14 protein-coding genes are annotated in these 19,244 nt (G+C 71.7%); 12 read left to right on the top strand and 2 right to left on the bottom strand.

The features are described from left to right. Positions 1–9 precede the first annotated feature (9 nt). Both AC1DV7_RS09365 and AC1DV7_RS09360 read left to right on the top strand, forming a co-directional pair. Positions 10–2,268: an alpha-L-rhamnosidase gene (locus AC1DV7_RS09365; RefSeq protein WP_477596819.1), complete on the top strand. Its 2,259-nt coding sequence runs from the start codon at positions 10–12 to the stop codon at positions 2,266–2,268. A 53-nt stretch (positions 2,269–2,321) separates the two neighbouring features. Then, the gene (locus tag AC1DV7_RS09360) at positions 2,322–5,279 is read left to right on the top strand and encodes a glycosyl hydrolase (RefSeq protein WP_477596817.1); all 2,958 of its coding nucleotides are present in this window, start codon (positions 2,322–2,324) and stop codon (positions 5,277–5,279) included. 103 nt (positions 5,280–5,382) lie between these two features. Here AC1DV7_RS09360 and AC1DV7_RS09355 read toward each other — a convergent pair whose 3' ends face one another. Beyond that, entirely contained in the window at positions 5,383–6,480 is a 1,098-nt protein-coding gene (locus AC1DV7_RS09355) for a nuclease-related domain-containing protein (protein WP_477596815.1), read from the bottom strand. Positions 6,481–6,871: 391 nt separating this feature from the next. Between AC1DV7_RS09355 and AC1DV7_RS09350 the strand changes: the two genes are divergently transcribed. Then, entirely contained in the window at positions 6,872–9,019 is a 2,148-nt protein-coding gene (locus AC1DV7_RS09350) for a DEAD/DEAH box helicase (protein WP_477596813.1), read from the top strand. A 6-nt stretch (positions 9,020–9,025) separates the two neighbouring features. Here the strand turns inward: AC1DV7_RS09350 and AC1DV7_RS09345 are convergent, their stop codons facing one another. Continuing rightward, positions 9,026–9,982 (bottom strand): MerR family transcriptional regulator, encoded by a 957-nt coding sequence (locus AC1DV7_RS09345; protein WP_477596811.1) that lies wholly within the window; start codon positions 9,980–9,982, stop codon positions 9,026–9,028. Positions 9,983–10,121: 139 nt separating this feature from the next. Between AC1DV7_RS09345 and AC1DV7_RS09340 the strand changes: the two genes are divergently transcribed. From AC1DV7_RS09340 to AC1DV7_RS09300, 9 genes are all read left to right on the top strand, one after another. Continuing rightward, entirely contained in the window at positions 10,122–10,433 is a 312-nt protein-coding gene (locus AC1DV7_RS09340) for a hypothetical protein (RefSeq protein WP_477596809.1), read from the top strand. 141 nt (positions 10,434–10,574) lie between these two features. Continuing rightward, positions 10,575–11,813, top strand: coding sequence for a heparan-alpha-glucosaminide N-acetyltransferase domain-containing protein (locus AC1DV7_RS09335; protein ID WP_477596807.1), 1,239 nt, complete (start codon positions 10,575–10,577; stop codon positions 11,811–11,813). A gap of 67 nt (positions 11,814–11,880) precedes the next feature. After that, positions 11,881–13,173 (top strand): NAD(P)/FAD-dependent oxidoreductase, encoded by a 1,293-nt coding sequence (locus AC1DV7_RS09330; RefSeq protein ID WP_477596805.1) that lies wholly within the window; start codon positions 11,881–11,883, stop codon positions 13,171–13,173. Continuing rightward, the gene (locus tag AC1DV7_RS09325) at positions 13,170–13,901 is read left to right on the top strand and encodes a DUF1365 domain-containing protein (RefSeq protein ID WP_477596803.1); all 732 of its coding nucleotides are present in this window, start codon (positions 13,170–13,172) and stop codon (positions 13,899–13,901) included. The genes AC1DV7_RS09330 and AC1DV7_RS09325 overlap by 4 nt, the downstream gene beginning before the upstream one ends. Continuing rightward, positions 13,898–15,235, top strand: coding sequence for a class I SAM-dependent methyltransferase (locus tag AC1DV7_RS09320; RefSeq protein WP_477596801.1), 1,338 nt, complete (start codon positions 13,898–13,900; stop codon positions 15,233–15,235). Before AC1DV7_RS09325 ends, AC1DV7_RS09320 begins: the two co-directional genes overlap by 4 nt. Then, positions 15,232–16,554, top strand: coding sequence for a class I SAM-dependent methyltransferase (locus AC1DV7_RS09315; protein ID WP_477596799.1), 1,323 nt, complete (start codon positions 15,232–15,234; stop codon positions 16,552–16,554). Before AC1DV7_RS09320 ends, AC1DV7_RS09315 begins: the two co-directional genes overlap by 4 nt. Continuing rightward, positions 16,551–17,339: a DUF1295 domain-containing protein gene (locus AC1DV7_RS09310; protein ID WP_477596797.1), complete on the top strand. Its 789-nt coding sequence runs from the start codon at positions 16,551–16,553 to the stop codon at positions 17,337–17,339. The genes AC1DV7_RS09315 and AC1DV7_RS09310 overlap by 4 nt, the downstream gene beginning before the upstream one ends. A 159-nt stretch (positions 17,340–17,498) precedes the next feature. After that, the gene (locus AC1DV7_RS09305) at positions 17,499–18,068 is read left to right on the top strand and encodes an RNA polymerase sigma factor (protein WP_477596795.1); all 570 of its coding nucleotides are present in this window, start codon (positions 17,499–17,501) and stop codon (positions 18,066–18,068) included. Continuing rightward, positions 18,061–18,831, top strand: coding sequence for a hypothetical protein (locus AC1DV7_RS09300; RefSeq protein WP_477596794.1), 771 nt, complete (start codon positions 18,061–18,063; stop codon positions 18,829–18,831). Before AC1DV7_RS09305 ends, AC1DV7_RS09300 begins: the two co-directional genes overlap by 8 nt. The last annotated feature ends 413 nt before the right edge of the window (positions 18,832–19,244 follow it).

Raw genomic sequence — 19,244 nt, 5'->3', positions numbered from 1 at the left:
AAGGCTGACATGACCCACCGCTGGTCCGCCGACCTCATCGCCGCCGACGACGACTTCGCCGGAGCCCCGTTGCTGCGCAAGGAAGTCGACCTCGACTCCGGGCACGGCGCCGTCGTGGCTGCCACCCTCCTCGTCACCGCACACGGCATCGTGGAGCCGACGATCAACGGCACCCCGGTGTCCGACGAGGTGCTCACGCCGGGATGGAGCAGCTACGAGTGGCGCCTTCGGTACCGGTCGCACGACGTCACCGACCTGGTCACCGACACGTCGGTCATCGGTCTGGCCCTCGGCAACGGCTGGTTCCGGGGCCGGCTCGGATGGGACGGGGCCCGCGCCCACTACGGGTCGGAGCTGGCGGCGCTGGCAGAGCTCCACGTGGAGTTCGCGGACGGGCACCGGCAGGTCGTGGGGACCGACGACACGTGGCTGGCAGGCCCCTCGCCGACCGTCGAGAACGACCTCTACGACGGGCAGACCATCGATGCTCGCCGCACGTCGACGGGCTGGACGCAGCCGGGTGCCGAGCTCACTGGCTGGGTCGGGGTCCACGCGGTCGACCACGACGTCACACGCCTGGAGCCGTACACCGGACCCGCCGTCCGCCGGCAGGAGGTCCTTCGACCGGTCAGGATCTGGACCTCGCCGGCGGGCAGCACGCTGCTCGACTTCGGCCAGAACCTCGTCGGCTGGCTGCGGTTCGCCGTCCAGGGCACGGAGGGAGCCGAGATCACCATCCGGCACGCTGAGGTCCTGGAGGACGACGAGCTCGGCACCCGGCCGCTGCGGAGTGCCAAGGCGACAGACCGGCTCGTCCTCAGTGGGGGAGTGGACACCTTCGAGCCCACCAAGACCTTCCACGGCTTCCGGTATGCCGAGGTGTCCGGCTGGCCGGGCGAGCTCACCACCGACTCGGTGGAGGCGGTCGTCGTCCACTCCGAGCTCCACCGGACCGGCACCTTCGAGTGCTCCGACGAGATGCTGAACCAGCTGCACCGCAACGTCGTCTGGGGCCTCAAGGGCAACTTCCTCGACGTCCCCACGGACTGCCCGCAGCGCGACGAGCGGCTGGGCTGGACCGGTGACATCGCCGCCTTCGCCCCCACCGCGGCATACCTCTATGACGTCTCCGGCTTCCTCGGGAACTGGCTGCAGGACGTCGACCTCGAGCAGCAGCACGCCGACGGGATGGTGCCCTTCGTCGTGCCTGACGTGCTCAAGTACATGACGATCCCGAGCGACTTCCCCGACCCGGACAGCACCGCTGTCTGGAGCGACGCGGCCGCCTGGGTTCCGTGGGCCCTGTGGACGGCTTACGGCGACAAGGGCGCGCTGGAGCGCCAGTACCCCGCCATGACCGCCCACGCCCGCCGTGTGGAGGGCCTGCTGTCCGACAGCGACCTGTGGGACACCGGGTTCCAGTTCGGCGACTGGCTCGACCCCCAGGCGCCCCCGGACGAGCCGTTCAAGGCCAAGGCGGACAACGGCGTCGTGGCCACCGCGTGCTACCACCGCACGCTGCGCCAGGTCTCCGCGACCGCCGAGATCCTCGGCCGCCACGACGACGCCGACGCCTTCGCCGCACTGGCGGACCGGGTCCGCACTGCCTTCCAGAAGCACTACGTCAGCGAGGGTGGCCGCATCCAGAGCGACTGCGCCACCGTCTACGCGCTCGCCATCGAGTTCGGCCTGCTCGACGAGCCGGACCGTCAGGGCGCCGGCGACAGACTCGCGGAACTGGTGCGGCAGAACGGGTTCCGCATCTCGACAGGGTTCGCAGGTACGCCCTTCGTGACCGACGCCCTGACCAACACCGGCCACCTCGACGACGCCTACAGCCTGCTCCTCGAGCGCGAGTGCCCCTCGTGGCTCTACCCCGTCACCATGGGCGCGACGACGGTCTGGGAACGGTGGGACTCCATGCTGCCCGACGGCACCATCAACCCCGGCGAGATGACGAGCTTCAACCACTACGCGCTGGGCGCCGTGGCCGACTGGATGCACCGGACGATCGGCGGCATCGCCCCCCTCGCTCCGGGCTACGACCAGGTCCTCGTCGCGCCGCGACCCGGTGGTGGCATCACGTCGGCCAAGGCCTCCCTCGAGACCCGCCACGGCACGGTCTCCACGGACTGGTCGCTCGACAGCGACGGTGTGTTCGCCTTGGACCTGGATGTGCCCGCAGGCGTCTCCGCCACGGTCAGGGTCCCTGGATCCGCTGACCAGCAGGTCGGTGCAGGGTCACACCACTTCACCGGGTCCTGCTGAGTCGTGCCACGCACCCATCCGCGTCCAGACCACCTCCAGCAAAGGACAGCACCATGACCGTGGACGAGCTCGCCCAGCTCATCAAGGACCCGTCGATCGAGTTCCGCCCAGAGCTGCGTTGGTGGCTCGCCGAGGGACTCCACACTGACGAGACCCTGCGGTACGAGATAGACACCGCGCATCGAATGGGGTTCGGCGGCATGGAGTTCCTGGCCATGGACGAGGGAGACATCGACCACTCCCGCTACGGATGGGGCGCCGAGGAGTGGGTCCACGACTCGCAGATCGTCGCCGAGGAGACGACCAGACGCGGGATGTCGGTCAGCTTCACCTCCGGGACCAACTGGTCCAACGCGAACCTGCCGACCATCGACGCCGACCACCCGGCAGCCGCCAAGGAGCTGGACGTCGTCATCGAGGACCTCCCGGGCGGCACCTCACGAACGGGCGCATTGCCACGCATCGACCTTGACGCCGAAGTCGGCGAGCAGGTCCTCCCCGGCCACCGCGGTGAGATCCGGAAGCAGGCGTTCGTCGCGGTCGTGGCCGCGCGTGTGGTGGGGCAGACCGAGGGCGGCGCCGTCCTCGACGTCGACTCCGTCGTCGACCTGACGAGCCAGGTGCAGGACGAGGCGCTGGACTGGACTGCCCCCGCCGACGGCTCCTGGCGGGTGTTCAGCTACTGGATGCACGGCACCGGGCAGACGGCCTCGCCCTCCGCCTCCGTCAACTACACCGTGAACTACCTCGACCCGGACGGCGCACAGGAGGTGATCCGGTACTGGGACACGGTCGTCCTGACCCCGGAGCTCCGCGAGCAGATCGGTCGCAACTCCCGCGCCCAGATGTACATGGACTCGCTCGAGCTGTTCACGACCGGAGCCGGTGGCGTGTTCTGGGGCCGCACCGTGGCCGAGGAGTTCCGCGCTCGCCGTGGCTACGACATCACGCCGTGGCTGCCCTTCCTCACCCGGACGGTCTTCATGATGGCGGCGGCCACCACCTACCACAACGAGGCGCCGGACGAGCACCGCGTGACGGTCGAGAAGGTCCGCTTCGACTACGTGCGGACCCTCACCGACCTCTACATCGAGAACATGCTCCGGCCGTTCGCGGCGTTCCTGCACGAGAACGGCATGACCCTGCGGGCGGAGATCAGCTACGGGCTGCCGTTCGAGCTCACCCGACCGGGGCCGGAGGTCGACGGCATCGAGACCGAGTCCTTGGAGTTCGCCTCCCAGATCGACGCCTACCGGCTGATGGCCGGCCCGGCACACCTGTTCGGGAAGCAGTACTCCTCGGAGACCGGCGCGACGACGCGCAACCACATGCTCGACCACCGGTTCTACGACCAGATCATCGCCACCCAGCTCGCTGCCGGTATCACCAAGACCGTCCTGCACGGCTGGGCCAGCACCGCGGGCGCCGAGGGTGTCACCGAGTGGCCGGGTCACGAGGGCATGTGGTCGATGTTCTCGGAACGGTTCGACACCAGGCAACCGGGGTCGGAGTTCTACCCACTGTGGAATGCCGCCCTCGGTCGCTACCAGTGCGTCCTGCGTCAGGGAAGGCCCCGGGTCGACGTGGGGATCCTGCGCACCGACCACTTCACCGACAACATGTCGGGCATCGGGTTCCTCGGCGAGGACGGTGCTCGCACCCACGACGAGGAGGCGTACGGACGCCTGTGGATGCGCAACCGGCAGAACCACTGGTGGCAGGACCTCGGCATGCAGGACGCCGGCTGGTCCTACGAGTTCTTCGATGGTTCTCTCCTGCTGCGCGACGACGTCACCCTCGCCGACGGTCTCGTCCAGCCCGGTGGTCCCGGCTACCAGGCGCTGATCGTGTACCAGAGCGAGTTCGACCCGGATGTGGCCGCGAGGCTCCTCGAGTGGGCTCGCGAGGGGCTGAAGGTGCTCGTCGTCAACGGCGCCCGTGAGCTGAAGCTCCTCATCAAGGACCTCCACCGGACCCATGAGCGTGCCGCGCAGCGCACACCCGGGCTCGATGGACGCGACGAGGAGCTGGCCCGCACCATGGCCGAGCTGCTCGCCCAGCCCACGGTCGTCGCGATCGACGACCCCGCGCAGACCGTCGACGCCCTGCGCAGCCTGGGCGTCGTCGGTCGCGCCGAGTTCACCACGGAGAACCGCAGCGTGCTGTCCCACCTGCGCGAGGACGGCGACCTGCTGCACCTGTACCTGTACCACTTCCTGTACGAGACGGCCGACTCGGTGGAGGTCGAGGTGGCTCTGCCCGGCCACGGACGCGCGCACCGGGTCGACGCGTGGACGGGGGAGATCCGTCGGTACCCGAGCTCGGCAGGTGACGGGGGTCGAACCATCCTGCGGCTGACGCTCGCGCCGGGTGAGACGGCCCTGCTCACTCTCGACCGCGGTGACACGACCGCGGCCACGTCCGAGCTGACCTCCGTCGAGACCCTCGTCGAGCTGACGGACTGGTCGATGGCGGTCGAGAGCTGGGACGCCGGCGAGCTGGAGGTCATCACCGAGGACCGCGGACTCGGCTACCAGACCCGCGAGGTACGACCTCTGACCGCGGTCTCGCGCCTGGATGCCGGGACGGGAGCGCTGCGTCCGTGGCGCGACCTGCCCGGGGTCGGGCCAGAGGTGTCCGGGGTCGGCGAGTACACCGCCAGCCTGCAGCTCGACCATGAACCGGTGGAGGGACAACGCCACCTCCTGGAGCTCGGCTCCACAGCCGGAGGCCTCGGCTCCGTGCGAGTGAACGACGGTGAGGCGAAGGGCTTCGACACGTCCTGTCCCGTGGTGGACGTCACCGACGACCTGCGCACGGGCACCAACACGGTGACCGTCCGGGTGTCGAGCTCCCTGAACAACAGGCTGCTCGCCCGGGGCTACTACGAGAAGGTGCCCGACATCATCTGGCAGATCTCAGGTGGGGAGCCACAGATGCAGACGACCGAGGTGCACGACCACGGCCTGCTCGGTCCCGTCCGTCTCCTTCGGGAGACGACCGTGCGCTGACCCGACGTGGACGCCACGAAGGCCCGGACCAGAGCGGTCCGGGCCTTCGTCCGTCCAGGTGGCCCGTCGATCCGCCCGCCACGGAGGAGGCACCTGGAACGAATCACGCAGCAGGGGGGAGCTGCTCTGCGAGGTAGTCGCGCAAGGCGAGTCGGTCGAGGGGGCCGAACTCGCCCGGGGTCGTCACCATCGCGGTGAGGCCCGAGGGGCGCAGCACGCGGATGCCCCTCACCTCGAGGTCGGCCACGCCCAGGGGGAGCAGGCCGTCGACGAAGCAGACGGCGCCGCTGACCGGGATGTCGCCGAGTCCCACGGTCGTCAGCATGGACCGCACGGCGGCCACCCGCCGGGCCGTGGCCTCGACGGCGGCCGTCATCACGCGCCCTCCGACCACGAGGTCGGCGCACGCACCTTCGGCTCCCCGGACCTCGATGGACGCGTTCTTGAAGTGCTTGACGTCGATGATGTGGATGCCGGAGGCGCCGACAGCGAGATGCTCCAGGCCACTGCGTTGCCCGGGCACCAGGCGGTGGTGCAGCGCGAGCACGCCCTTCACCCTGGCGTCGTCGAGGATGGCTGCGACGGCCACGCCGGGTCGGCCTGTAGGCCCCAGCTGACCCTGCAGTCGAAGGGCCCGGACGGTCAGGATCCGGCTGAACAGCCCTGCGCGGCGTGCCGGACGAGCGGGCGCTGTGACGACGGGCTCCGGGACGACCACCGGCTCGGGGACGCTGCTCGGCTCGGGTGGCGTGACGACGACCGGCTCTGCGACGACCACCGGCTCGGGCGCGGCCGGCTCCGGGGCAACCGCGGCCACCGGCTCGGGGGCGACCACGGCCTCCGGCGCAACGACGGTGGGGGGCGCCACCCGGGGCTGGGGAGTGAGGGTGGCCAGGGCGGACCACTCGGCGGGCACGTGCAGGGTCGCGTCGGTGGGGTAGGCATGGGGGACGTCGTCGCGCAGCGCCTGCAGCGTCGCGACGATGACAGCCTCCTCGGCCATCCACGGGCTCAGCGGCGCCGCGACGCCGGCGACCCGGCGTGGTGAGGCAGTCTCGGCGGTCCGGTTCGACATCGTCGAGAGGCAGCGCAGGCAGACGACCTGCCCGCTCGGCGTGACGAACCCCGCGCGCTCTCCGGCCGCGACCGGCTCCCCGCAGCCACACACCCCGGCCTGTTCGAGCCGGACGATCTCTGGCACCATTGGCGCCCACCCCCTCGGGTTTCGTGTCGCCACACTGACAGCCAGATCGCCCCCGACGGGCACGTACGCCTCGGGATGGGCGGATTTGCGTACAGCACAGGCATGCGTTCGGTCACAACAGGTCTGGACTTGTCCAGTTCCCCTGCGAGGACGTCCGTCCCCGCGTAAAATGGCGCGGTTGCGCCCCACCGGTTACCGGTGACGGCGCGGGCCGACGTACTCTGGTCCTGTGTCGCGCCGTTCGGCGAGGACGCTTCACGACCTGGGGGCGGGACCTCTGGTCCCATCCAGTCCGCGTTGCCCGGTATGCCGTGCTGCCGGCGCCACCGGCACGTCGCCTCGGTTCGGTGGACCAACCACCGTGTCCGACACCACGAGGAGGAACCGCTTGGCACAGCGAGCCCCGCGCCGCTCCGGCGCGCCGCGGTCCGCACCGCGCGACCGGCGTCGTCCCGCAGGTATGGACGACGAGGGGATCATCCCCGTCCTGGCCAAGGCCGTCCGACAGGTCGAGGCCGCCGCCCAACGCGGCAAGGTCCGACCGAGCGGCCGCACGACATACCAGGTCGTAGCCCTGCTGATGCGCGAGGAGCGCGCCCGGGTCAAGACGGACCCGGCCATCTCCGAGGCCCAGCGGACCGGCCAGCTCGCCCGTCTCGACGGCATCGCCACGATCCTCGCCAAGACCGCGGCCCGTGACACCTCCCTGCTGGCCCTGCTCGCCGAGGACGCCGTCGTGTCGCACTCAGCCGTGAGCCTCAAGAACGACATGCTGCGGGCGGCCGGCCTCGAGCCCGAGCCGGAGGACCAGCCGGACCCCGAGCCCTCCGCCGATGCCGCTCCGGCCCCGCGTCGCGTCGTACCGCAGACGGTCATCGCCCGTCAGCTCGCCAACCCCTTCCTGGCGCCTGACTTCTCCGCCGTGCCCGCGAGGCGGCCCACGACCAACCGGCTGGGCGGCTGGGAGCTGCTGAGCCCCCTCTTCCGTGCCTTCGAGTACGGCGGAGACTCGACCTGCATGCCCCTGCCCGAGCCCACCGATGTGCCGCACGGCATCCGCGGACTCGAGCTGATGCACCACCAGGCCCAGGTCGTGGCTGCTGCCGCGGCGGGCCACCGGACGTTCCTGCTCGCCGACGAGCCCGGTCTCGGGAAGACGGCGCAGGCGCTGCTGGCGGCTGAGGCGGCCGACGCCTTCCCCCTGCTGTGCGCCGTGCCCAACGTCGTCAAGGCGAACTGGGCCCACGAGGCCGAGCTCTGGACCCCACGCCGCACGCCCACGGTCATCCACGGCGACGGCGAGACCATCGACGGCTTCGCGGACATCGTCATCGTCAACTACGAGGTTCTCGACCGGCACGTCGGCTGGCTGGGCGACCTCGGGTTCCGCGGCATGGTCGTCGATGAGGCGCACTTCATCAAGAACAGGACCTCGCAGCGCTCGCAGCACGTCCTGCAGCTCTCCGAGCGGATCCGGGCGCGCAGCGCCAACCCGCTGCTGATGGCCCTCACCGGCACGCCGCTGATCAACGACATCGAGGACTTCAAGGCGATCTGGCAGTTCCTCGGCTGGATCGACGACAAGAAACCCCGGCACGCCCTCATGGCCTCGCTGGAGGAGACCGGCCTCACCCCGGCCGACTCGGGGTTCTATGCCGCGGCGCGCAGGAGCGTCGTCGACCTGGGCATCGTCCGCCGTCGCAAGGTCGACGTGGCCTCCGACATCCCGGCACGGCGCGTGGCCGACCTGCCGGTCGAGCTCGACGACGAGGCGGGCCGGTCGATCCGTGCCGCCGAGCGCGAGCTGGCCCGGCGGCTGGTGGCCCGCTATGAGTCGGCCCTGGCCAACCGCAAGGTGGCCACGGTGGTCGACGGCATCGACCACGACCTGGTCCGGCGGGTCGCGGGCTGGGAGCGCGAGGACGCCAACTCGAGCAAGACCGGCGACAACGTCTTCACGGTCATGCGCAAGATCGGCCAGGCCAAGGCCGGGCTCGCTGCCGACTACGCCGCCCAGCTGGCGCGCAACGTCGGCAAGGTGGTCTTCTTCGCCAAGCACATCGACGTCATGGACGTCGCCGAGCAGACCTTCGCCAAGCGCGGGCTGGGTTACGCCTCGATCCGCGGGGACCAGACGCCCAAGGTGCGCAAGGCCAACATCGAGGCCTTTCTGAACGACCCGGACGTCGCCGTTGCGGTGTGCTCGCTCACCGCGGCCGGCGTCGGGCTCAACCTCCAGGTCGCCTCGAACGTCGTCCTCGCCGAGCTCTCGTGGACCTCGGCCGAGCAGACCCAGGCCATCGACCGGGTGCACCGGATCGGCCAGACCGAGCCCGTGACGGCGTGGCGCATCATCGCCGCGCAGACCATCGACCCCAAGATCGCCCAGCTCATCGATGACAAGGCGGGCCTCGCGGCGCGGGCGCTCGACGGGTCCGACGAGGAGGTCGGTTCCTCCTCGGACGTCCAGCTCGAGGCGCTCGTGGCCCTGCTCACCGATGCCCTGGAGGCCCAGGCGGCGCTCGCCGGCAGCTGAGCGGGCTCAGCCCAGGGTCGCCGCGAGAGTCCGGGCGGCGGTGGTCAGGGAGTGGCCGAGCGGCGAGGTCCCGTGGCCGACCTCGAACTGGGCACCCCCGCCGACGTGCACCGTCAGCGCGGGGTCTGCCGCGCCCAGGGCGGCGACCGTGTCGCGGACGGCCAGGACGTCAGCACTGGTCGGGACGCCGATGACGACCGCGGCCGGGGCATACCGCTCGACGACGCTGACCCAGTGCTGGGTGGGCAGGTCGGCACCGACGTAGACGACGTCCAGGCCGGCACGCCGCAGGACGACGGCGAAGGCGAGGATGCCGAGCTCGTGGTGCGAGCCGCGCGCCAGCCCGACGACCACCCTGGGCCCGGTCGGCGGTCCGCCGGCGGCCTCCATCGCGACCCCGAGGCGCCGGTGGACGGTGGCACTCACGACGTGCTCTCCCGCGACGTCCACTGCCCCGGCACGCCACTGCGCACCGAGCTCGTGCAGGGCGGGCATCAGCCAGGTGTCGACCACCCGCTCCAGCGGCCCCGCGGCGAAGGCGTCGTCGACCGCGCGGGCCACGGCCTGCGGGTCGAGGGCGGCGGCACCCTCGGCCAGGGCGCTGACGTCCCACGGCCCGGGCTGACGCGCCGACCCGGACCGGCTCCCGGTGGTCTCCTCGAGCCCGCCTGCCTGCGGATCGGGCGGCGCCCCGTCGCTCGCGAGGTACGCCTCCCACGGTGGCTGGTCGGCGCCGACGCCGTCGGCACCGTCGGAGCGCAGGTGCTCGGCCGCCTGGCTCGGTGACCATCCACCGGCCACGAGGGCACCCATGGCCCTGAGCAGCTGGAGGGCATGGTCGTCATACAGGCGGTAACCGGACTCGGTGCGGACGGGACTCACGAGGCCGTAGCGCCGCTCCCACGCCCGCAGGGTCGCCGCGGGGATCCCCGTCAGGGCGGCCGCGTGACCAATGGTGTGCATGGGACCAAGGGTACGCACAAACCTTCGACAAGGTCTGGACAACCGGGGGAGGAAGGGGCATCCTTCGGAGGGAAGACCTTAGACAAAGGTTAGACACAGCGGTCGGACGCATCCGGCCGCCCGATCAGGAGGACAGGCCATGATGAGGACCACCCGGCTACTTGCCGCTTCCGCAGCGACCACCCTCGCGGTGCTGGTGCCCGCCGCCGCAGCCCAGGCGGCCCCAGACACCGACTGCATGCGCGCCGGCATGAACGCGCTGAAGGGTCTCGGCGTGTTCAGCGCGGTCGCCAAGAACGGCCTGCCGATCAGCACCGCCGTGGCCGTGGGGGTCGCGCCGCGGGCCGGCACGGACGTCGCCTCGCTGCCCGACCCGCTGCCCCTCAGCGTCGTGCTCGCCGACCACCGCGCAGGCGACCACAGCCTGTTCATCTACCCCTGGTGCGGCTGAGCCCCCTGTCCCGTCGCCTCCGGTGTCCCCGCCCCTCACGACGCGCCGGAGGCGACTGCCTGTCCGGACCTCGCCCCGTCGCCGCCCGCACACCGTGAGCGAAACGGCGATCGCGGCGGTCGTGGCTGGCAGGATGCCCGCATGCCCTCGTCCGAGACCCCGGCGGACCGGGCGACCGGCCTGTCCCGCGCACTGCCTCGAGTGTCGCTCTCGCGCGTCGTGGGCGTCGACGTGGCCCGGTGCCTGGCCCTCCTCGGCATGATGGCGACCCACGTCCTGCCCGGCTTCGACGGGGCGCGCGTCCCGTGGCCCCAACAGCTCGCCGGCGGTCGGGCCTCCGCGCTGTTCGCGGTGCTCGCCGGCGTCAGCCTCGCGCTCGTCAGTGGTCGCGAACGTCCCCCGCACGGTCGGGTCCGGGTCGCTGCCTCCGTGCGGATCCTCGTGCGGGCGCTGCTCATCGGCGCGCTCGGGCTGACCCTGGGCCTGTTGCCGACGCACATCGCGGTCATCCTCGGCTACTACGCCGTGCTGTTCCTGCTCGGGCTGCCCTTCCTCGGGTGGTCGTCGCGGGTGCTGGCCGTGGCCGCGGCCGCCTGGGTGGTGGTGCTGCCGGTCGTCAGCATGGTCGTCCGGCCCCACCTGCCACCGCGGGTGGGCGGCAGCCCCACTCCGGGCGACCTGCTCGACCCGGGTCGGCTCGCTGCGGACCTGCTCTTCACTGGCTACTACCCCGCTGCGGTCTGGGTCGCCTACCTGCTGGCCGGGCTGGCCGTGGGGCGCAGCAGCCTGCGTCGACCGCGGACGGCGGCCACCATGGCCGGGCTCGGGGCCGCGCTCGTCGTGGGGGCGGCCTTGCTCTCCCGCGCCCTGCTCGCCCGCCCCGGGGCCCAGGACGCCCTGCGCGCGGACTTCCCCTACGACGTCACCGACCCGGCCATGCAGGACGCCTTCCTCGTGCACGGGTTCTCGGGCAGCACGCCCACCGGCACCTGGTGGTGGCTCGCCGTCGACACACCCCACTCGGGGACGCCGCTCGACCTGGCCCGGACCATCGGCAGCGCCTTGCTCGTGATCGGTGTGTGCCTGCTCGTCACTCGCGCGGGCACCCGGTTGTGGGCAGCGGCCTTCGGCGCGGGGGCCATGACCCTGAGCCTCTACACGCTGCACGTCCTCGTGATGGCGGAGGGCTACTGGCCGCACCTCGAGCGCGACTACACCGAGCAGGTCATCCTCGTGCTCGGGACGGGAGCCGTCTTCGCGCTCCTCGGCCTCCGCGGCCCCCTGGAGTGGCTCGTCGGCGAGACCGCCCGCGCGGCCGGCGCCATCGCCGGGCCTCCCTCGCGCCGACCGGCGCCGTCCGGCCGACCCGCGGACGAGTGATGACCCCAATCCACGGGGGACCGGGCGCCGAATGACTCGCCGACCCGCCCGACCTGAACGGAGCCCCATGAGCACTGCACGACGCGCCGTGATCGGCAGTGGCGTGGCCGGCCTCGTGGCCGCCCACGTCCTCGCCAAGGACGCCCACGTCACCCTCTACGAGGCGGACGCGCGGCTGGGCGGGCACGCCGACACCCACGTCGTGGAGGTGGCCGGGCGCACGGTCGCCGTCGACACCGGCTTCATCGTGCACAACGACCGCACCTACCCCACCCTGCTCCGCCTGTTCGCCGAGCTCGGTGTGGCCACCCAGGACTCCGACATGTCGATGTCCGTGCGGTGCGCGGACCAGGGCCTGGAGTATGCCGGGGCCAAGGGTGCGCGCGGCCTGTTCCCCCGTCCCTCGAACCTCGTCAACCCGCGCTACCTGCGCATGCTCACCGAGGTGCGCGCCTTCCACCGGGCCGCGCGGGCCGTGCTGGCGGTCCCCGGCGACGACGAGACCCTCGAGTCCTTCGCGGCCAGGGTCGGGTTCAGCGACTACTTCACGACCTGCTTCCTCGAGCCGCTCGTGGCGGCCGTGTGGTCCTGCGACCCGATGCTGTCCCTGCAGTACCCGGCGCGCTACCTGTTCGAGTTCCTCGACCACCACGGCATGCTCACGGTCTTCGGCTCGCCGACGTGGCGCACCGTCGTCGGCGGTTCGGTGCAGTACGTCTCGCGTGTCGCCGCCGGCCTCGACGACGTTCGGCTCGGCACTCCCGTGAGCTGGGTCACCGAGGGCCCGGGCGGGGTCGTCGTCGAGGACGCCTCGGGCGCACGCGACACCTACGACTCCGTCGTCATCGCGACCCACCCCCACCAGGCGCTGGCCATGCTGCGTGCACCGACCGCGGCGCAGAGCGAGGTCCTGGCAGCGATTCCCTACTCGCGCAACGTCGCCCAGCTCCACACCGACCAGTCGGTCCTGCCGCAGAGCTCCGGCGCCATGGCCTCGTGGAACTACTGGCAGCGCGAGGGCGCGACCGGTGGCGTCCTCGTCACCTACGACATGACCCGCCTGCAGCGTCTCGACACCGGGCCGGAGCGGCTGCTGGTCACCCTCAACGGCGAGGACTGCGTCGACCCCGCGACCGTCCTCGACACGATGCACTACGAGCACCCGCTCTACACGCCCGAGTCCGTGGCCGCGCAGCGCCGTCTGCCCACCATCGACACCGCCCGCATCGCGTTCGCCGGGGCCTACCACGGCTGGGGCTTCCACGAGGACGGCGCCCGGTCCGGTGTCGCGGCCGCAGCGCACCTCGGGGGGACCTGGGATGCGTCGCGGACCGACCTGCTCGAGGCTGTGGCGCGATGATGGCCGGACCCACCACCCGCATCTACACCACGTCGGTGTGGCACGCGCGCACCGAGCCGGTCGAGCACAGGTTCCGCCACCGCAGTCACCAGTGGCTGGTCGACCTCGACGACCTCCCCTCGCTCGGGGTCCTGTCCCCGCTCGCCCGGTTCGAGGCGCGGGACCACCTCGGCGACCCGGCCCGCACCCTGCGCCAGAACGTCGACACCTTCCTCGCCACGCACGGGATCGACCTGCCGGGCGGTTCGGTGCGCATGCTCACCATGCCGCGGGTGCTCGGCACGGTCTTCAACCCCATCTCCGTGTTCTGGTGCCACGACTCCTCGGGCGCCCTCGTCTGCACGGTGGTCGAGGTCCACAACACCTACGGTGACCGGCACGCCTACCTCGTGCGGGCGGACGACGATGGCCGGGCCGAGGTCGACAAGGCGCTGTACGTCAGTCCGTTCAACGACGTGTCGGGGCGCTACCGCCTCACCGTCCCGGAGCCCGGTGACCGGCTGCGCGTCCAGGTGGTCCTCGACCGACCGGGACGTCACCCGTTCGTCGCCGGGATGACCGGCCGGGCCGCACGCGTCACGAGGGCGGGGATCCTGCGCATCGCCCTGACCCAACCCCTCGAACCCCTTGCCGTGTCGGCCCGGATCCGGTGGCACGGCATACGACTCTGGCTGCGCCGCCTTCCCGTGCAGCCGCGCCCCGCCCACTCACAGGAGGCCGTCCAGTGACCACTGCCACCGCAGGCGTCCCCGCCAGCCCACTCATCGACCACACCCGCTGGCCCGACCTGACCGTCTCGCGCGCCAAGGTGCGCGGTGCCGTCGAGGTCCGCGTCGCGCGCCAGCTCTTCCGTGCCGCCGCTTCGCGGCTCCCCGTGCGCATCGACCTCGGCGGGGGGACGCTCGTCGGCGGAGCCGCGCACGACGAGTCGGCGCCGCTCATGGTCGTGCACCGCCCCGAGGCGTTCTTCGCCGCCCTGGGCGCGAAGGGCCTGATCGGGTTCGGCGAGTCCTACATGGCCGGCGACTGGGAGGCACCGGACCTCGCCGGCCTGCTCGAGGTCTTCGCCGCCCAGATGGCCACCCTGATCCCCGGCCCGCTGCAGAAGCTGAGGGCGGTCTACGTGGCGCGTCACCCGCAGGCCGAGCGCAACACGACCGACAACACCCGTGACAACATCGCGCGGCACTACGACCTGTCGAACGACCTGTTCGCCACCTTCCTCGACCCGACGCTGAGCTACTCGTCGGCGCTGTTCGACGGGACGTCGCGGACCGGCTCGTCGGTGGCCGGTGAGGCCGTCGAGGTCGCCGTCCCACAGGCACCGGCCGACTGGGACGGCTTCGCCCTCGCGCAGCAGCGCAAGATCGACCGCATGCTCGACTCCGCCCACGTCGGCCGGGGCACCCGCGTCCTCGAGATCGGCACCGGCTGGGGTGAGCTCGCGATCCGCGCGGCCCGCCGTGGCGCGACCGTCACGAGCGTGACCCTGTCCAGCGAGCAGCAGGCGCTGGCCCGCGCCCGCATCGCCGAGGCGGGCTTGTCGGACCAGGTCGACGTCGAGCTCCTCGACTACCGCCTCGTCAAGGGCGAGTACGACGCCGTGGTCTCCGTCGAGATGATCGAGGCCGTCGGCCACGAGTACTGGCAGGAGTACTTCGAGACCATCGACACGGTCCTGGCCCCTGGTGGACGGGTCGCGATCCAGGCCATCACCATGCCGCACGACCGGATGCTGGCCACCCGCTACACCTACACCTGGATCAACAAGTACATCTTCCCCGGCGGGTTCCTGCCCTCGACCCAGGCCATCGTCGACGTCAACCGCGACCACACCTCGCTGCGAGTCACCGAGCGGTTGTCGTTCGGGCAGCACTACGCCGAGACGCTGCGCCTCTGGGACGAGCGGTTCCTGGCCTCGCTCCAGCGGGTGCACCAACTCGGCTTCGACCAGGTCTTCGTCCGGATGTGGCACTTCTACCTCGAGTACTCGCGCGCCGGGTTCAGGTCCGGCTACCTCGACGTGCAGCAGCTCGTCCTCGAGCGGGAGGCGACCCGATGACCCTTCTCCGAGAACGCGGGTCTCGCGAAACCGCAGTTGGCGCAAGGGGGTCCGGCTTCGCGACCAGGCTCGCCGACGCCCTGGCCCCGATCGTCGGCGGTGCCCTACCGGTGCACCTGACGGCCTGGGACGGCAGTGTCGCCGGCCCGGTCGACGCGCCCCGCGTCGTCATCCGCTCCCCACGGGCGCTGCGCCGGTTGGTGCGTCACCCCGGAGAGCTGGGTGCCGCGCAGGCGTACGTCACCGGGGACCTCGACGTCGAGGGCGACCTCGACGCGGCACTGACCCACGTGTGGGAGATCGCGCGCGACCGAGGGCTGACGGGCGTCCGACCCAGCCCCGCAACGGTGGCGGCGCTGCTCAGGGTGGCGGCCCAGGCCCGAGCGATCGGCTTACCCCTGCCGCCCCCGGCGAGCCAGGCCGTCCTCACGGGACGCCTGCACAGCGCGCTGCGCGACCGGCAGGCGATCCACCACCACTACGACCTGTCCAACGACTTCTACCAGCTGATCCTCGACCCCCACATGGCCTACTCGTGCGGGTACTGGCGCTCCGACGACCCCGACTACACGGTCGAGGACGCCCAGCGCGACAAGTTCGAGCTCGTCGGCCGCAAGCTCGGCCTCGGTCCGGGCGCGCGGCTGCTCGACGTGGGGTGCGGGTGGGGTTCGATGAGCCTGTATGCCGCCGAGCACTTCGGCGCGCACGTCACGGGCGTGACCATTGCGGCGGAGCAGAAGCACTTCATCGACGCCCGCATCCGCGAGCGTGGGCTGGAGGACCGGGTCGAGATCCGGCTCCAGGACTACCGTTCCGTGTCCGACCGGGGGTTCGACGCCGTCGTGTCGCTCGAGATGGGTGAGCACGTGGGACAGGAGAACTACCCGACCTACGCGCGCGTGCTCCACGACGCGGTGCGACCCGGGGGGCGCGTGCTGGTGCAGCAGATGTCGCGCCGTGGGAAGTTCCCGGGCGGCGGGCCGTTCATCGAGTCGTTCATCGCGCCGGACATGCACATGCGTCCGGTCGGGGAAACCGTTGCCCTCATTGAGGGCTCGGGACTCGAGGTGCGTGACGTCCACACGCTTCGCGAGCACTACGTCCGCACGGTCGCCGCGTGGCACCAGACCTTCGAGGCCAACTGGGACCGGGCCGTGGCGCTGGTGGGGGAGGAGGTCGCCCGGGTGTGGCGGTTGTACCTCGTCGGGGGCGCGATGGCGTTCCGTGACGGCCGGATGGGCGTCGACCAGATCCTGTCCGTGCGGCCGGACCGAGGGGCTGCGGACCTGGAGCCGGTCCGTCCGGGGGGTTGGTCGTGACCTTCGACGGGGGAAACTTCGTCGTCGTCACGGTCGCGTCGCTCGTCGCTGTCGCGGTGCTGATGGCCCTGACGGCCTTGGAGGGGCGTCGTCAGGGCCGGGTCAGCGTCGTCGACACGACGTGGGGCATCGGCTTCGCCGTGGTGGCGGCCACGGCCGCGGTGGTCGGTGACGGAGCAGCCTGGCGTCGGGTCCTGCTGGTCGGGCTCGTGTCGCTGTGGGGGCTGCGACTGGCCTGGCACATGCACACGCGCAACTCGGGCAAGGGGGAGGACCCGCGCTATGCCGAGATGCTGGCGCAGGAGCCCGGCAACCCGACCTGGGTCGCGATCCGGAAGGTCTACGGCGTGCAGGGGCTCGCGGTCTGGTTCGTCTCGCTCCCGATCCAGGTGAGCGCCTCGGCCGGCGGCGGGCTCGTGGCCGTGGCGCTGGTCGGCGTCCTCCTGTGGGGCGTGGGGCTGGCTTTCGAGGCGATCGGGGACCGGCAGCTCAAGGCGTTCAAGGCCGACCCGGCCAACCGCGGCAAGGTCATGGACCGCGGTCTGTGGGCGTGGACCCGTCACCCCAACTACTTCGGTGACTCCAGCGTCTGGTGGGGGATCTGGCTGGTCGCCGCCAGCGCCTGGCCGGGGGTGCTCACGGTGCTGTCGCCCGTGGCGATGACCTACTTCCTCGTGTTCGCCACGGGTGCCCGCCTCCTCGAGCGGCACATGGCGCAGCGACCCGGCTACGCGGCATACCAGGAGCGCGCGAGCTATTTCCTGCCCCGGCCACCCCGACGCTGACGGGACGGGGCAGGCACTGGACGGGGCCAGACGACGCTGACGGGGCCAGACAGGGGCAAACGCGCGCAAACGCCGAGCGGAGCCGCTACTGTCCTGACCTGGCGGGCAGGGCGCCACTGGACCGGCAAGCGGAGGTGGACACCGGTGGACTGCGCCCCCATGGACGCCACTGTCGCCGCGGCGACGGCGGGCGACCCGGCCGCGTTCGGCCTGCTGTGGCGCGAGCTCTCCCCGCGGGTGGCCGCCTATCTGCGCTCGCACGGAGTCGTCGAGGCGGAGGACGTCACGAGCGAGGTGTTCCTCGCCGTCTTCCGCCAGGTGGGCCGCATCTCCGGCGGGGGCGCAGGCTTCGTGGCGCTGCTGTTCACGGTCGCCCACCGCCGGCAGGTCGACTGGCACCGGCAGCGCGTCCGCCGCGGACCATGGGTGCCGTGGGACGAGGCAGGCGTGGACCCTGCAGGGCCGTCGGCGGAGGCGGTGGCGCTCGCGAGGATCGAGGACGAGCAGGTGGCGCAGGTCCTGGGTGCCCTGACCGCGGACCAGCGGGCGGTGCTCACGTTGCGCGTGGTGGCCGACCTCAGCCTCGAGGACACGGCGGTAGTGCTGGGCAAGGACGTCGGAGCCGTGAAGTCGCTGCAGCACCGCGCCCTCGCGCGCCTGCGCAGAGAAGTTGCGGGCGACCCGTATCCCCGCGAAGCCCTCGCTCGATTGAACCCCCGACATGCCTGAGCCCGAAGACCCCACCCGCAGCGGACTGCACCTGCCCGCCAGCGACCCGGCAGCCCCCGCCGTCGAGGCGCTGCGCGCCATGGTCGCCCGCGCGTTCGTGGAGCCCAGCGCCGAGCTGGCCGCGTTCTTCGACGACCCCGCCGGACAGGGCCTGGGCACCACCCCCCACCCAAGGAGCGATCGCGTGACCGTTGTCCGACTTCCCCTCCGCCGTGCCGGCCGTGTTGCCGTCGCCGTTGGCGCAGCCCTTGCTCTCGCAGCCCTCGGCGGTGTCGCCGTGGCCGCGACCGGTGGCGGCGACGACCGTGAGCCCGCCCTCGTGCAGCAGGACGACCCGAGCGACACCACGACCACGACCGAGGCCAGCGAGGCCGAGACCGAGACGGAGACCGCCACCGTGGCGCCGGAGGACACCGAGGGCGACGACCAGGACGGCGACGCGCAGGGTGAGGACGCCGAGGACGCCTCCGACGAGGCGGGCACGCAGACCCACACGCCGAACGCGACGGCGTTCGCCAACCACCACGACGGTGTCGGCTCGGACGACGAGCACGCCGACGTCAACGGTGGCGGCGAGGTCGACCACCGGGCCGAGCATTCGCCGAGTGCCCACCCGTCCAAGGGCGGCGACGACGCCGACCAGGGCGGCGACGACCAGGGTGACGACGACCAGGCTGACGAGGGTGATGGCGACGGCGGCGATGGCGACAGCGGCGAGCAGGCCCCCGCCTCCCAGCGTGGCGGCGGTTCGCACGGCCACTGACCCCCACGCACCAGATCCTTCGGTGGCTGCCCCGCACGCTCGGGGCAGCCACCGTCCCGCGTCGCCCTGCGTTCGTTGCCCTGACGAGCGCTGAGCTGGTCGAGCCCTGACGAGCGCTGAGCTGGTCGAGCCCTGACGAGCGCTGACGAGCGCTGACGAGCGCTGACCACCTGGGTGCGCAAGCCTGTGGACAACCTTTCGTGTTCGAACAGGTGTTCGAATAGAATCAAGCATGGCCATCGCACCTCTTGCCCCCGCACCGCCGTTGCCGGCGTGCCCGGGGGCGCCGGCGAGGGAGCCCGCGGTGCCGGCGAGGGAKTCCGYGGCGTCGGCRCCGGGWCGGGAGTCCGCGGYGTCGGCGCGGGAGCTGGTGGCCGGGGTGCACCGGGTCCTGGACGCGTGSGGTGACGTCG

This window comes from Pedococcus sp. P2_E4 (assembly GCF_056403935.1).
Note: the sequence above shows the minus strand (reverse complement) of the source record. Positions and strands in the feature narration are given on the sequence as shown.